12 protein-coding genes are annotated in these 15,791 nt (G+C 41.0%); 7 read left to right on the forward strand and 5 right to left on the reverse strand.

Annotated features, from left to right (window positions below; translation table 11 throughout):
• Positions 1 to 70: 70 nt before the first annotated feature.
• On the reverse strand, positions 71 to 1,006 hold the full coding sequence (mdh, locus tag GLIP_RS13620) for a malate dehydrogenase (RefSeq protein ID WP_008845228.1): 936 nt from the start codon (positions 1,004 to 1,006) through the stop codon (positions 71 to 73).
• 252 nt (positions 1,007 to 1,258) lie between these two features.
• On the opposite strand from mdh, the gene argR reads away from it, so the two are divergent.
• Together argR and GLIP_RS13630 are read left to right on the forward strand one after the other, a co-directional pair.
• Complete coding sequence (argR, locus tag GLIP_RS13625; RefSeq protein ID WP_008845229.1) at positions 1,259 to 1,723, forward strand: transcriptional regulator ArgR; 465 nt, start codon at positions 1,259 to 1,261, stop codon at positions 1,721 to 1,723.
• A gap of 90 nt (positions 1,724 to 1,813) precedes the next feature.
• The gene (locus GLIP_RS13630) at positions 1,814 to 3,205 is read left to right on the forward strand and encodes an ATP-binding cassette domain-containing protein (protein WP_008845230.1); all 1,392 of its coding nucleotides are present in this window, start codon (positions 1,814 to 1,816) and stop codon (positions 3,203 to 3,205) included.
• Positions 3,206 to 3,219: 14 nt separating this feature from the next.
• Here the strand turns inward: GLIP_RS13630 and GLIP_RS13635 are convergent, their stop codons facing one another.
• Both GLIP_RS13635 and GLIP_RS13640 read right to left on the reverse strand, forming a co-directional pair.
• Positions 3,220 to 4,410, reverse strand: a complete 1,191-nt coding sequence (locus GLIP_RS13635) for an endonuclease/exonuclease/phosphatase family protein (RefSeq protein ID WP_153886344.1) — start codon at positions 4,408 to 4,410, stop codon at positions 3,220 to 3,222.
• A gap of 113 nt (positions 4,411 to 4,523) precedes the next feature.
• The gene (locus tag GLIP_RS13640; protein WP_008845232.1) at positions 4,524 to 7,577 is read right to left on the reverse strand and encodes a TonB-dependent receptor; all 3,054 of its coding nucleotides are present in this window, start codon (positions 7,575 to 7,577) and stop codon (positions 4,524 to 4,526) included.
• A gap of 411 nt (positions 7,578 to 7,988) precedes the next feature.
• Here GLIP_RS13640 and udk point away from each other — a divergent pair, with 411 nt between their 5' ends.
• From udk to GLIP_RS13655, 3 genes are all read left to right on the forward strand, one after another.
• Positions 7,989 to 8,618, forward strand: coding sequence for a uridine kinase (gene udk / locus GLIP_RS13645; protein ID WP_008845234.1), 630 nt, complete (start codon positions 7,989 to 7,991; stop codon positions 8,616 to 8,618).
• A gap of 37 nt (positions 8,619 to 8,655) precedes the next feature.
• Complete coding sequence (locus GLIP_RS13650; RefSeq protein ID WP_008845235.1) at positions 8,656 to 9,864, forward strand: NupC/NupG family nucleoside CNT transporter; 1,209 nt, start codon at positions 8,656 to 8,658, stop codon at positions 9,862 to 9,864.
• 73 nt (positions 9,865 to 9,937) lie between these two features.
• Positions 9,938 to 10,777: a 2OG-Fe(II) oxygenase family protein gene (locus GLIP_RS13655; RefSeq protein WP_008845236.1), complete on the forward strand. Its 840-nt coding sequence runs from the start codon at positions 9,938 to 9,940 to the stop codon at positions 10,775 to 10,777.
• 61 nt (positions 10,778 to 10,838) lie between these two features.
• Here GLIP_RS13655 and GLIP_RS13660 read toward each other — a convergent pair whose 3' ends face one another.
• Both GLIP_RS13660 and GLIP_RS13665 read right to left on the reverse strand, forming a co-directional pair.
• A complete protein-coding gene (locus GLIP_RS13660; protein ID WP_008845237.1) occupies positions 10,839 to 11,795 on the reverse strand; it encodes a M28 family peptidase in 957 nt (318 codons plus the stop codon).
• Positions 11,776 to 12,942, reverse strand: a complete 1,167-nt coding sequence (locus GLIP_RS13665) for a tetratricopeptide repeat protein (protein ID WP_008845238.1) — start codon at positions 12,940 to 12,942, stop codon at positions 11,776 to 11,778. Before GLIP_RS13665 ends, GLIP_RS13660 begins: the two co-directional genes overlap by 20 nt.
• A 271-nt stretch (positions 12,943 to 13,213) precedes the next feature.
• Here GLIP_RS13665 and GLIP_RS13670 point away from each other — a divergent pair, with 271 nt between their 5' ends.
• Positions 13,214 to 14,194, forward strand: coding sequence for a YeiH family protein (locus GLIP_RS13670; protein ID WP_008845240.1), 981 nt, complete (start codon positions 13,214 to 13,216; stop codon positions 14,192 to 14,194).
• 189 nt (positions 14,195 to 14,383) lie between these two features.
• The gene (locus GLIP_RS13675; protein WP_040522975.1) at positions 14,384 to 15,610 is read left to right on the forward strand and encodes a threonine/serine exporter family protein; all 1,227 of its coding nucleotides are present in this window, start codon (positions 14,384 to 14,386) and stop codon (positions 15,608 to 15,610) included.
• Positions 15,611 to 15,791 lie beyond the last annotated feature (181 nt).

The raw sequence follows: 15,791 nt of genomic DNA on the forward strand, positions 1-15,791 counted from the left end.
TCCCACCATAACTAAAAAAGCCCCTTACTTCATAAGTAAGGGGCTTTTTAATTTGACTGGGATATTTAATTTAGCCGTTTACAAATTTAACGCCTAATTCAATATCTCCACGCAAACCGTCAAGCATTGAATCTTTCGCGTTTTGTTCGAAATCACTCAATTCACCGTATGACAAAATTTCTTCAACGCCATTCGCACCCAATCTTACCGGGTGAGAGAAAAATACTGCATCATCAGAGTTGGTTTCAACGTAAGTATACTCAACCACGTTGTCGCCTTTCATTGCTGCTACTAACGATAAACAGAATCTAGCTGCTGCTTGTCCCATAGACAATGTAGCTGAGCCACCACCGGCTTTTGCTTCAACCACTTCAGTACCAGCATTTTGGATACGCGTCGTTAAGCTAGCCACTTCTTCATCGCTGAATGTCACACCTTCAACTTGAGACAGTAGAGGTAGAATTGTGGTACCAGAGTGTCCACCGATAACTGGAACATGTACGCTTGTTGAACTTAAACCTTTCAATTCTGCAACAAAGGTTTCCGCTCTGATTACATCAAGAGTAGTTACACCAAATAATTTATTTTTGTTGTAAACACCTTTTGCTTTCAAGGTTTCAGCAGCAATTGCTACCGTAGTATTAACAGGGTTAGTGATAATACATGTACATGCTTCAGGGCAATTATCTGCGATGCCTTCAACTAGATTTTTAACGATCCCTGCATTGATATTAAACAGATCAGAACGATCCATACCAGGTTTACGCGGTACACCTGCTGGAATCAAAACAATATCACAGCCTTGCAATGCGCTAGCTAAGTCATCTTTGCCGAAACCCTGTACTTTCACATCAGTAGGAATATGGCTTAAATCAACTGCCACACCGGGCACAACAGGTGCAACATCATATAAAGCTAATTCAGAACCAGCTGGTAACTGGGTTTTCAATAGAAGAGAAAGGGCCTGACCAATACCGCCTGCAGCACCTAATACCGCTACTTTCATAGTTGTCTCCTGTGGGACGTTTAAATTAACGGCAAACCATAGTGTATGCCGCGTAAAAAAACAATTTATTGTGGTGAATGTTCACTATTTAGTTCGCAATATAACGCATTCAAACCAAAATACCGTTAGTTTTTCGATTAAAAAGGATATATGGGTAGTAAGAAACAGATTCAACACATTGAATCAACTCAGTTTAGGCTACCTACCCTGAAAAGATTGTGTCAAACTATAGCAGTAAATAGCGAGGGTGGCATGTCTAATACAAAACAAGAAGAATTAGTTAAAGCATTTAAAGAAATTCTAAAAACCGAAAGCTTTGGTTCACAAGGCGAAATTGTTGATGCGCTAACAGAACAAGGCTTTGGCAGTATTAGTCAATCCAAGGTGTCGCGGATGCTCAGTAAGTTCGGGGCCGTGCGTACACGCAACGCACGCGGTGACATGGTATATTGCTTACCCCCAGAGATGGGTATGCCGACTGCTAAAAGCCCGTTACGTCAATTAGTACTAGATATAGTACATAACAATGTCATGGTCATTATTCGCACCAGCCCAGGAGCGGCCCAACTCATTGCACGTTTACTTGACTCATTGAGCCAAAAAGATGGAGTGCTGGGAACGATTGCAGGTGATGACACCATTTTTATTGCGCCTGCTGATATCAGTAATATTGAAGATACACGTAAAAAAGTCGAAGCACTTTTTGAAAATGTATAACCCTGCATATAGCACTTTGAAGTGTCGCTTGTATAACCTCAGTCAGATTAATTAGCTTATCTGATTATTTTAAGCTGCGAGCTGTTAGCATTGATAGATATCGAAAACTATTGTCACCCTAAACTAAAGATTGAGCGCTGGCATGTAAAAACAGCAAGTGCAGTTGCTGTGTTGGGCAAGAACGGCGCGGGTAAACAGTTTGTCGATCAACTTTTATTAGGCAAGTTAACCAACCCACAATATTCAACATTACGCTTACCAAACTGCGAACAAGTTGTACTGGTGTCATTCGAAACCCTGCAAGCAGTATTTGAAAATGAGCTAAAAATTGACGAAACCGACATAACAGATGAAATCGACTTCGGCACGCCAGCTAAAGAATTTTTACCTGCCGATAAGTTGCAAAGTCCATTAATTGATATTTTTCATCTATCTCACAGGCTAGAAACTGGGTTTCGTCAACTTAGTACCGGGGAATCTCGTAAACTTTTAATTTTAAAAGCCATTTTATCCGGCGCTAGCTGTCTAATTTTAGATAATCCATTTGATGACCTAGATACTTCTTCTCGAGCACAATTAAGCACTGTTTTAAAACAGTTGTCTGAACAAAATATTACTCTCATTATGTTGTTAAGTAATCGCCAAGATATTCCTGACTGGATAAACACATTTGCGCTAGTAGATCATAATACATTACATGATTTGAGTGGATTATCTGAAGAACAGGCTCGCTCAACCATTGATACGCTTTTTGCATTTGATGCCCTCGACAAAACTCGACTCGAAAAGATGATCGCTAACAGATCTGGTCAACACACTACGCAAATAGTTAATATCAATAACGCTAGCGTTTCCTATGCAGAAATCCAAGCGCTTGCTACAACCAGTTTGCATATACAAACGTTCCAACATACGCTTATCACGGGCCCTAACGGCTCAGGTAAGTCGACACTATTACAATTGGTAACGGGTGATTGCCCACAATGTTTTAGCAACGACGTTACCATCATGGGATTCAAACGCGGCAGCGGTGAAACGATTTGGGACATAAAAAAGCATCTAGGCATAGTATCACCAGATATTCACCGTTCTTACCGAGTAAGCTGTAACGCACTTACTGTTGTGCTATCTGGGTTTATGGACTCCATTGGCCTGTACAAAGATATTTCCCAAGCCCAAAAACAACAAGCTTTAGATTGGCTCGATTTGATTGGATTACGATCTTTGGCCAATAGCAATTTCAAGCAGCTCAGTTTTGGTGAACAAAGACTATTACTCATTGCCAGAGCTTTAGTGAAGTTTCCCTCATTGTTAGTGCTAGACGAGCCCACCCAAGGTTTAGACGAAATAAACCGGCGTTTGGTGTTGGATGTCATTACCAGTATCGCTAAAAAACAACTCACCACCATTTTGATGGTGAGTCATCGTGAAGATGAAAGACTGCCTATTTTCACTCAGCATATTCAACTAAGTGCTGATTAAGCAAGATCCTGCGATTACTTAAGCCGTAATGTTTGCCAAACCAGCCGATGATCAGAAGAAGCTTCTCGGTCTTTTACTAATTCGCTATCAGGTTCCCCTTCTGCTGGCCAAAACACGCCAGAGTTAATAATCGAAAAACCCGCTTTTGAAGGAATGACATAATCTACCGTTAATCCCCACTGAGCAGTGTGATATTTGGCATTAGGGTTTTCTTTTTTGGCATTTTCACCACCACGACTTGTCGGTAACTCATGTTGTAATACTTTTGGGTGAGCTAACAAGTTTGCCAACATAATACGCTCACCATCCCCTTCATTTTGAGCGGCATTTAAATCACCCAAGATGACGAAGCGTTGGCCATTAAATCCGCCACGGTTACCGTTATCGTCGTAAATATACGCTGCCGTCTCGTCCGCATTTATATAATCACTCCAAAATTGAATTTCATCGTAATTGCGAAGTCCATTGCGATTCTCTGGCCCATCAAAAACCGGTGGTGTGGGATGACTGGCGAGTACATGCACGATTTCATCGCCGACTTGAACCGGAATATCCCAATGAGATTTAGAGGATAAGCGCAGTGTTTCTATCGCTTCATCTGAATACCAAGGTGTGCCATCTGGATGGGTAATATTAGCAAGTTGATTGTTCGTCATATCTTTCCACAAAAAACGTTGGAAAGTGCGCACATTGGTAAGGTCTATCGGGTAACGACTCAATAAAAGCATGCCGTACTGCCCCGGATAACGACCATAACCAAACGCATCGCTACCCGACTCCTCAACCTCCCCATCTTGGTTTAAATCGACTCCGCTGCCGACGCCAGTATTCACCGGTCCATAATAAAAATACGGATAATCAATCGCAGACATTCCCTGCTGCGCAACGTTTAGATAGTTTTTAATAAACGCTTCAGGGCCAATTGAAGCATCGTGAGTATAGTCAAATTCATTCAATAGAATGATGTCGGGTCTGACACGTTGAATAATTTGCGCAATATTTTTTATTTGTTGATTTGTTCCTGTTGCTAAATGTTTAAACAACAAGGTGGAATCGTCTTGATTTGCGAACTCCTGAGATGAACGATAATTATCAGCTTCCATACTGACATTAAACGTAGCTACTCGAATTGTTTGTTGTGATTTAGCACAGCCGGAAAGTTGCATCGTGAGCGCCACTCCTAATAATATCAACACGTTCTTCATGATACTTAGCCTTATTTTTTTAACCTAACTAGACCATTTTCGCTTATGAGCGCCTTAAAAACAAAAAGCCGGTCACTAAGACCGGCTTTTACTTTAAGTTTCAATACAACTGATTAGAAGTTGTAGTTAAAGCCTATACGCATTTGCCAAAGTGATGCATCACCTTGACGGTTTTCAGGCGTAGTGTCATCAAAGTCTACTGTGTTAAATGATACACGCTCTGCGATACCCCAATCATCGTTAAGAAGGTTGGTAAAGTTATCGATTACGAAGAACACATTAGAGCTGTGGTCAGCCATAAAACCTGGTAGTTGTTGACTTACACGTACATCAAGTTTGTTCCACCAAGAACCATTCTCTCCGTTACGCTCATTACCCATTGGCAATACGTTATTGCTGTCAAGGTAAGGATTGAAACCGTAGATGCCATTTACTTCACCGCGAGGTACTGTGCGGCTGTATGGACGACCTGACTGAATCAAACCAAATACAGAGAAAGTTGTATCGTAACCGTCTAAGAATTCAACATCATATGTTAAAGCAGCAGTAAATCTGTGCTCAATGTTGTAGTCAGACAAGCTAGACACTTGCTCTTGTGGATCGGTGAATGCACGATACTGATAGTTTGAAAACGCAACAGAACTGGTCATAGGCTGAACATCTTCTGCGTGGTTATATGCATAACCTGTTGTCAAATTAATACCGTTATCCCAAGACTTCATCAATCCAAATGAAATTGTGTAAGACGTGCTATCTTCCGAGCTATTGGTTAGAACAAATGAAGGTAGACGTACGCTATCATAGATAGGATATCCTTCATCGTTAGTGCCAGTTTGCTCTAAGTCACCGCGTAAGACGATTGCTTGATCTTTAGTTACTGATACTAATAAATCAGCTTGTAATACGTAGTCGTCAGCAGTTACGTGAGTTGCACCCAATGACAATTTAGTTTCAGATGGAATTTTGAAATTAGGATCAAAATAGTTGATTTCGTTGTTCGCACCGTCACCTGCTGCAACCGCATCATATAGTTCAGATGGGATACCATAACCAGGGCCAGCAGGAACTCCGTCTTCTAAACCACTGTATACTACGTCATCATCAAACAATGAACGAGAACCATCTGTATAACCGAAGTTTCTGCCACGTTGTCCGAACTGAAGTACGTTGTTGTTTGAAAAGTTGTTTGAGAACCAAACGTTCGGGTTACCACCACTGAAGATACCAATACCACCACGTAGGTCTGTATTGTCATCTAATGTATAGTTGAAACCAATACGTGGCTGAAGTAAGCCTTCACCGTCAAGGTTTGTACCGTTAGAGAAACCATAATCAGCTGTAAAGTCTGGGTTTTCTAAAGGTCTTGAATCAGTAGTGTACCAGTCATAACGTAAACCAACTTTTAGTTTTAAATCATCAGTTGGGTAAAATTCATCCTGCGCATATACAGAGTGGATTGCATAATCCCATTCTGCCGCTGCGTCATTAGGATCGCCTGAAGGTGCATTGTTATAATAAATTGCATTTGGTGTACCAGCTTCAAAATCAGCAATACTGCTAAAACGCAACTCTGTCTCTGTGTGCTGAACGAATACGTTAAACACTTCTAACGCTTCACGCTCATAACCAAAAGTTAAAGTGTGATCGTTATCAAACAAATACTTACCACGTAAAATCAAACCATCTACGCTGTAGTTCAAATCGTTTGCTTGACGGCTGTCATCGCCACCAAGATAAACAGTAACTTCGTCACCAGAATCTGGATTCACGACATCAACTTGTACTTCACCGAAATTACTTCCGCCCACAGTACCGCTAGCATTTTCAATCGAAATTTGGCGGTTATCAACGTCTAGTTTAGATAAACGAACTTCTGTAGAGAAGTTATCTGACCAATCAGAATACAAAGAAAGCTGGTGAGATTTAAGCTCTGAACCTACTTCATAAATGTGGTTTAACAATTCAAATTCGTTTGAATCACCGTCAGAGGTATTCATGAAATTACCGTCATTAAACGTATAGGTATAACTTAAACGGTGCTCATCATTGATGTTCCAGTCAAGTTTAACCAATAACTTCTCGTCTTCTTCAGGCAAGCTTGTTGGTACAGGGCCTGGATCGTACTGGTATAATTCGTTAGAAATACGAATTATTTCATCTAAATCTTCTTGACGAAGTTCTACTTCGTTAATCGCACCAGAACCTAAAGTTCCGCGAGTGAAGATACTGTTACCTTCATATTTTTCATAAGAAACGAAAGCGAATACTTTATCTTGAAGAATTGGGAAACCAACATTGAATCCATAACGCTTATCGCTATTTTCAGGAGAGTTGATGCTGTCGCCTTCTAGAGAGTCACCTTGGAATGAATCGCTACCATAATCGAAGAAAACACCACCGTGAACTTCGTTAGTACCAGACTTAGTTACCGCATTGATATTACAACCAGTAAAGCCAGTATAAACTACGTCAAAAGGTGCAATTTCTACAGATACTTGATCAATTGCATCATAAGAGAAAGGCATTCTCACTGTAGGATAACCACTTGATCCCAAACCGAATGAGTCATTCATTTTAACCCCATCAACAGTTAGACTGTTGAAGCGATTTGATTTACCCACACATTGTACAGGGTTAGCATCACCGCGTGTTTCATCAACATATACACGAGGATCCATACGGATAACATCGGTAATGTTACGGTTGATTGAAGGAGCTTTTTGAAGGTCAGCTAAATCAAATGTCGCAGAAGGACCGATTTGGCCTAGAGCAGCAGAAGAAAGCTGACTTGCTGTTACGCTGATGACTTCGATATTAGAAGCTTGTTCTAATTGAAGCCCAACATTGAAAGTCTCACCCAAGCTTAAGAATACTTCGTCAACAGTCGTGTCTTGAAATTCGTTAGAATCAACAATTACACGGTAAGGACCACCAACACGAAGACCAGACACAGAAAAGCTACCGCTATTATTAACTGTGGCAGTTTTAGTAGAACCAGAAGGCACGTGAATTACAGTAATTTGCGTTCCTGCAGCAGGAGCACCTGTTGGAGTGGTAATACTACCTTCCATTGAAGAAGATGTTTCCTGAGCCATCGCAGCAGTAGACATGCCTACAGACATTGCCACTGCAATCGCAATGCGATTCAGTTTGGTTTTTTTAAACATTTTGTTTTCCTAAGTAGTGTGTTTTCTTTTTGCCCAATTGAAATCATTCACAGTCTTATCGCGCTGCTTCATGAATCTTATAAGCCAAGTTTCAAATCGGGGCGTATTGTATCAGGCCAATTATTACACTTTTATGACTTTGCTGTCTGCAAAAAAATTTAATTGCTGGTTAACCCTCAAGCCATACCGTTGTAACGTTTCATTAACTTTCCTGACCAACCAGTCAATAGAAATTACTGCTAAATACAATAATTTCCTGACTAAACAGTCACATACGAATCAGACCGTTTAGTCAAGTATCTTTTTATACTTAATTTTTGCGCAAATTAGTATAATTTTTTTTGATTCAGACTGACTTTTTTTGCGATGACTGGTATCTTTTCTCAAGTTTTTTATTGATTCAGGGTCGAAATGGCTTCTCCACTTATAATCGCAATTGCTGGTGCATCAGGCTCTGGTAAATCTTTGTTTACAGAAAACCTGCTCAATGAGTTTGCTCAACAAGGCAGACCTGTGCAAATTTTGCGCGAAGATCATTATTATCGAGCTCAAGATCATTTGCCCATGCAGGAACGTGAAAAAAACAACTATGACCATCCGAAGGCATTTGAGCATGAGTTGTTAGTCAAACACCTGTTGGATTTGAAAGATGGCAAGTCAATCGAATACCCAACCTATTGCTATAAAACCCATACACGACTTCCAAATCGCGAAATCTTAGATTCAGCCCCTGTCATAATTGTAGAAGGTATAATGCTGTTAGCAAGCCCAGACTTGGAACCTTTATATGACGTTAAAATTTTCGTAGATACCCCATTAGATATATGTTTACTGCGTCGTATAAAACGCGATATTGCGGAACGAGGCAGAACCCTAGACTCAGTTGCTAACCAATACGAAAGCACGGTTAAGCCTATGTATCATCAGTTCATCGCACCTAGCCGATTTACGGCAGATGTGATTGTCACTCAAGGTGGTGAAAACTATATCGCGTTGGATGTGATCAAGTCGCATATTCAACAAGCACTACTGAATGAATAACTGTTAAATAAAAAAATAATAATAATAAGGAAATCACATGATCGGTATACTTGGAATTGCGGTGCTTATCGCTATCGCATTTAGTTTGTCGGCTCACCGAAAAAACATAAATTGGCGAACCGTAGGCGGAGCATTTCTCATCCAAGCTTCGGTAGGCGCGTTAATTCTGTATGTTCCTGCTGGCAAAGAAGCACTGTTGCGAATGTCAGAAGGCGTGCAATGGATTTTAGATATGGGGCAAGCCGGAATTGATTTTATTTTTGGTCCCCTTGGCGATAAGTCACTAGGTTTTATTTTTGCTGTTAACGTGCTACCTGCGATTGTCTTTTTCTCTTCGTTAATTGCGGTTTTATATTACATCGGTGTGATGCAATGGGTAATTCGTTTAATTGGCGGGTTTCTGCAAATTTTCTTAAAAACCAGTCGCCCTGAATCGATGTCAGCTGCCGCCAATATTTTTGTTGGTCAAACTGAAGCTCCGTTAGTCGTTAAGCCTTTTATTCCACAAATGACGCGTTCAGAACTATTCGCCGTAATGGTTGGCGGTCTGGCGTCAATAGCTGGTGCGGTCATGGTGGGCTACGCCCAGCTAGGTGTCGATATTAAATTTCTGTTGGCAGCCAGCTTTATGGCAGCGCCTGGTGGCTTGTTAATGGCAAAAATCATCATGCCAGAAACGCAAACCTATAAAAACGAATTGGATGAATTGCAAACCGACGAAAATAGCTATGCTAACGTCTTCGACGCTGCTGCAACGGGTGCCGCTTCGGGCTTGCAACTAGCCCTGAATGTCGGTGCAATGTTGCTGGCTTTTATCGCGTTAATTGCAATATTAAACGGATTAATCGGTGGCATTGGCGGTTGGTTTGGGCAAGGTGAGCTAAGCTTACAGATGATATTAGGTTATTTGTTCCAACCTCTAGCATGGGTGCTTGGAGTACCTTGGGATGAAGCCAACTTAGCTGGCAGTTTTATAGGACAAAAGATGGTAGTCAACGAGTTTATCGCCTACTTGGATTTTGTAAAATACCAAGACGAATTGTCAGTGAAGTCTCAAGCCATCATTACTTTTGCTTTATGTGGTTTCGCGAATTTTTCGTCAATAGCGATATTAATGGGAGGCATTGGTGCAATTGCGCCTACGCGGCGTAAAGAAATAGCGCGTCTAGGGTTAAAAGCTGTGATTGCAGCCACCTTATCAAATTTAATGAGCGCTACGCTGGCTGGACTTTTTGTTTCTCTATAAACAATGAGTTCGTTAGTAACATGTAATAAGCTTGCCGCATAGGTTGTTTTTGCGGCAATTCATAGGATTTAAAATGAAATTAGAAGCAGTCGATTATTCAAGCCCTGGGGCAGATAAGTTATTTGTTGAATCACTACACAAGACCGGTTTTGGCGTGTTGAAAAACCACCCTATATCGCAATCATCAGTGACGTCGATTTATGAAAACTGGCACGCGTGGTTTAACTCTGAAAATAAGCATGACTTTTTATTTGATAAAGAGACACAGGATGGCTTTTTCCCCACAAGTGTTTCAGAAACGGCAAAAGGCTTTAAGAAAAAAGATATTAAAGAATATTTTCACTATTACCCGTGGGGTAAATGTCCTGCAGAATTAAAACAACAAGCGGCTGATTATTATAAAGCGGCGACGTCATTAGCTGCGGAACTACTTACTTGGGTTGAAAAATACTCACCGGAAGATGTGGCTAAACTTTATAGTCAACCCCTTAGTAATATGATTAAAGACAGCGAACAAACACTTTTGAGAATATTGCATTACCCGCCGCTGACAGGGGCTGAAGAAGCTGATGCGATTCGCGCAGCAGCCCATGAAGATATTAACTTATTAACCATTCTTCCTGCTGCTAATGAACCTGGGTTGCAGGTAAAAGGAACTGGTGATGAATGGATTGATGTTCCTAGCGACTTTGGGAATTTAATAATTAATATTGGTGATATGCTGCAAGAAGCCTCTGGCGGATACTTTCCATCAACAACTCACCGAGTCGTGAACCCTGATGGCGCAGACATGACTAAAGCAAGAATTTCACTACCACTATTCTTGCACCCACGTCCGGATGTGGTGTTATCTGAACGTCATACTGCTGATAGCTACCTTAAAGAACGTTTACGCGAGTTAGGTGTAGCTTAAAACTGATTGGCGGCATTTTATCTAGGTTGAATTAATAAAATGCCGCTACTACAAATTGTTACTACTCATCCCCTTCTATACGATCCATCAACGTAAATAAACTTAAGCTAGTTTCAACCGCGGCTTGAAAAAATATCGGATCGACTTTATCCACGGTATCTTTTTCCGAATGATAGTAACTATGTTCGCTTACGCCTACAAACAGGTAGGGAATGTCTGCCTCGGCAAATGAAGCATGGTCGCTCGCCTTGCGCCAATCAGGCCCCATGGCCATTGCGTACCCTCGCTGATTTCGTCTATGTTGATTAACCAAACATAAACCCGCTTGTTCAATAGCAGTTTCAACAACTGGCTTAAACGCAGCATGGTAACGCGCTCCAGAAACATATAAACGGTTCTTACCTTGATTTTGCGACACCATATCTAGGTTCAAATTGTATTTTATATTTGCCAATTCTACAGGAGGATTCTGCACAAAAGCTTTGGATCCATAGAGACCCTTTTCTTCTGCATCTGTAGCCAAAAAGATCACCGAATGTTCGGAGCCAAATTGACTCACCTGCTGTGCAATTGCAAGCAACGCTGACACACCTGATGCATTGTCATCTGCACCATTAAAAATACGACTTCCGCGCATGCCAATATGGTCGTAATGTGCACTTATCACGATAAATTCGTCAGGTTTACTTTGGCCTTTCAGATAACCGGCAATATTAATACCGTCAACATGAGAAAAGGTGAGTTCATAGCGAAATGGCAACCTATAATCTTTTTCTTTTGTGAACGACTGCAAACCAATGTCACTAAATCGCTTAACTAAATAGTCTTGCGCTAATACGGAACCCGATGATCCGGTTTTTCGCCCTTGGGTTTCATCCGATGCCAAATAACTAAAATCTTGCCATAGCTGACTACCATCAACACTATGCTTGAGTGTGAACTGATTGCAGTCAGCAAAGCTTAGCAATGGACAAAAAGCGATTAGGCCAACGAGTACTTTACAGTTTCTGGCTATCATCACGGCTCAATAAATCCAACTTGCCTTGATAACGTTCTTGATCTTGATGGCTTCGCGATCTGTCTTTGGCTTTTTTGAAATACATTTGGCTGCGACGCACATCGCCTATTTCATAATAGGTTTTAGCTAGCCCATAATAAATTTCGTGCTTACTTCTATCTAGTTTCAACGCATTTCGATAGTGCATCAAGGCAGTTTCAAAATCATTTTTCTCAAATGCTTGTTCGCCTTGGATAAAGTGGAAAAAAGGATTATCTCGTCTCACTGATTCGACTCTGCGCGCAATCTCTTCTGCTTCTTCTTCACGGCCAGTAAACTCATACAGGTAAGCTAAATTTTCCCATGTGGTTAAGTTGCCTTCATCGAGTTGCAAAGCGTATTTATACACGTTTTCGGCAGACTCATAGTCTCCAACAATCCGGTAAAGAATGCCCAGATTTACCCAAGTAGAGATAAACCGTGGAGATAACAATGCGGCTCTTCGAAAATAAGCATAGGCTTCATTGTATGAGTTTGACAATAACGCATCAGCGCCTTTGTTATTATAAAACATCGAGGTAACGGATTGTTTGGTAACAAACTGTTTAGGGAAGTTATTGCGTGGATTCTGCGGATCGAAATCCACTTGAAGCCCGGTATTAATTAAGTGAACGACTCCGGGATCTTGTGGCTTCATTAAAATATTAATGTGACCATTTAATAAACTGTATCCGTCTCGGCGCGTCCAATACTCTGGAATATCTACATCTTGAAAGCGTACCGCAAAACCCGCTTCTTTTGCCAATGCGTAGGTCATAATTGACATAGAAAGGCAGTTAGCGGCTCTATTTTCAAAGGTTTGTTGTGCGGTGGTGTTGGCACTACCCATATATAATAAATTGAATTCTGAACGGTCGAAAATAAGCCGTACCAAGGTTTCCATTCGGTCGACCGGATCGACCACTGGAGAAACTTGTCGTTTGATAAACTCTTTTGCGTCTCTATCTAACGCAAAAATGTCTTCTTCACTTTCTATATTAACTTCTTGGTAATCTAGAAATACATTGTCGTTCAACAGAAGACGCATATCAGCTGTCACTTGCTTAGATGTGGTTTGACATCCGGCAAGGACTGTTAACGTTGCAAACAAAAGAATAAACTGCTTCATAAAATACTCCAAAGGCATTCTTTTAGCATAGTACAAATAACCGCGTTCGCCACACTTTTCACCCCCAAAAGCAAACAATTCATCCCAACTAAAATTTACCCAAAATACTCGTTTTTTCGGCTACCTGTAGCCTTCTTAGAGAATCAATGATAGTAATTTACAGTGTAAAAATGCTATCTTGGCGGCAATCTCATTGTGATGTTTGTGGATATCACAAAAACTTTCAAAAGTTGTGTTAATTGACTTTTCTAAAACCACTTTCAAGCGACTAATGTACACAATTAAAACCTTAATTCCGGGTATCTCTTTAGCCATAATAGTTGGTCTTGCTGCACTTTTTCTGAGTGAACATTACGGCGCTCCTTCTATGTTATTTGCACTGTTACTTGGGATCGGGTTGTCATTTTTATATGAAGATACTCAATGCAAAGCTGGAATAGAATTTACTGCCAGTCATATTCTTCGTTTTGGTGTGGCTATGCTTGGGCTTCGTATTGCACTTTCGGATTTACTTACGTTGGGATGGAAAACAGCAATTTTACTTATTGTTGCCATCATCACGACGATATTCGTCGGTATAATTATTGCGAAACTGATGGGCCTACAAAAGCGCTTTGGCGTACTCACTGGCGGAGCAGTAGGAATTTGTGGAGCTTCGGCCGCAATGGCGATTGCTGCGGTATTACCTGACAACAAATATAAAGACAGAGATACATTGTTAACCATCATTGGCGTGACCGCGCTTTCTACGCTTTCCATGGTGGTGTATCCAATAATTGCTGCACAATTCAATCTCGATCAATTGCAGACAGGTATCTTTTTAGGGGCAACGATTCATGATGTCGCACAGGTGGTAGGGGCAGGCTATTCCGTATCAGACCAAAGCGGAGATTTGGCGACCTTAACCAAACTGGTCAGAGTCGCATTTTTAATGCCTATAGTTATTAGTATTTTAATAGTGATAAAACTAAAGTTTAAACATTCTAGCTCTTCTAAAGCGCCTGGAATTCCAGGTTTTTTAATTGTTTTTGTTGTATTAATGAGCGTAAACAGCGCGTTTGCAATTCCTCCCCAGATTACCGAATACGCATCGCAAATTTCTCGCTTTGCGTTAGTAATTTCTATCGCAGCAATCGGCATGAAGTCCAACTTAAAACAGTTAGTTGAAGTCGGAGCTAAGCCTATTCTTCTACTTCTGTTTGAGACATTGTGGATTGCCACATTAATATTAATATGCGTTTATTTACAATAGTCTAGCATCACCAGATAAGGATTAGTTTTTCTAATCTAAAATGGATAAAAAATGTCCATTGAATTATATTGACTCAATCTCTACAATCCGCCCTTATTGATAAGACTTACTCTCAATAGGTTTAAGTATATAGTTGTTTTAATTAAGTATTCTTAGAATACATTATGAAAAGGTTTAATTGGTAAAGAAGTGGACAAGTCGGAATTTATTCAGATACGCAGATTTATTCTCAAATTAGGCAAGATGTTGCATAAATACGGATCGCCTTCGTTTCGATTAGAAGCTTATCTGAGTGAAGTTGCACATCATCTAGGGGTACATGCTTCTTTCATTTCCACTCCAACATCTTTGTCTATCGTGTTGTGGAGCGATCGCCACGAAGACGAATATAATCATGCCGCACGAATAGATCCGGGCGAATTGGACATGAACTCGCTATCACTAACAGATGAGCTCGCGTTTCAGTTATTGAGCGGCGAGATTAGTCTTGCAGACGCAGATAAGCGACTTGATCAAATTGATGCCATGCAAAGTCCCTATAACAAAACTTTGACCGGTGTGGCTTTTGGCACCGCAACTAGCGCTTTTGCGATGCTGATGGGCGCAGGCTGGCCAGAAATTTTTTGGTCCGGTGTTTTGGGCGTCATTGTCTATTTTTGGACGCTCTGGTCACTGCGCTCAAAACGCGTCAACCTAATGCTAGAATCTGTCGCTTCTTTTACCGTCGGATTTTCTGCCTGTGCTATCAATTATTATTTTGATTCAGGTTTTAATATCTGGCTGATTATTCTTTCCTCTTTGATTATTTTAGTGCCCGGACTTTCTTTAACGATTGGTCTGGCTGAATTATCATCTCGCAATTTGGTATCGGGCACAGCAAGAGTGATGGATGCGACTATGCAATTGTTTAAATTGTATTTTGGCGCGTTTATCGGCATTACCCTTGGATATCAACTTTTTGGCCATCAAGAATTACAAGTAGCTGACACCTTACCGTTTTGGGTTAACTGGTTAGGTGTGTTGATGTTGAGCATCGGGCTAGTCGCCATATTTCGTACCCGAATGAAGCACGTTCCTTGGGCTATTGTTTCAACATTTATCGCCTATGGCGCATCAACCTGGAGCTCAGCCTATTTGGAGAACGGCCTAGGTGCTTTTGTGGGTGCATTTGCACTGGGTGTCTACTCGAATATTTTCTCTAGGACCATGAATGCGCCTTCAACCATAGTCGCGATGCATGGCCTAATTGTGTTAGTTCCAGGTTCTAAAACCTATATTGGTTTGAACTCATTCATTTCTGGTCAGGATTTTATTAAGGCAGATCATATAGGACAGGAAACGTTTTTAATTTTAATGTCCTTGGTGGCCGGATTAATTTTTGCCAACGTGGTGATGCCCACCAAAAAGGCGTTGTAATCTGGGATGTATTCCAGCGCAAACGCCAAGCATGGTTTCTGGACTAAAGCCCAGACTACATTTAGCCTTGTAGGCTGGAATTTATTCCAGCGCAAACGCTAACCACGGCCTCTGGGCTAAAGCTCAGACTACATCTAACCTTGTAGGCTGGAATTTATTCCAGCGCAAATACCAAGCATGG

The organism is Aliiglaciecola lipolytica E3 (assembly GCF_000314975.1).
Lineage (GTDB): Bacteria > Pseudomonadota > Gammaproteobacteria > Enterobacterales > Alteromonadaceae > Aliiglaciecola > Aliiglaciecola lipolytica.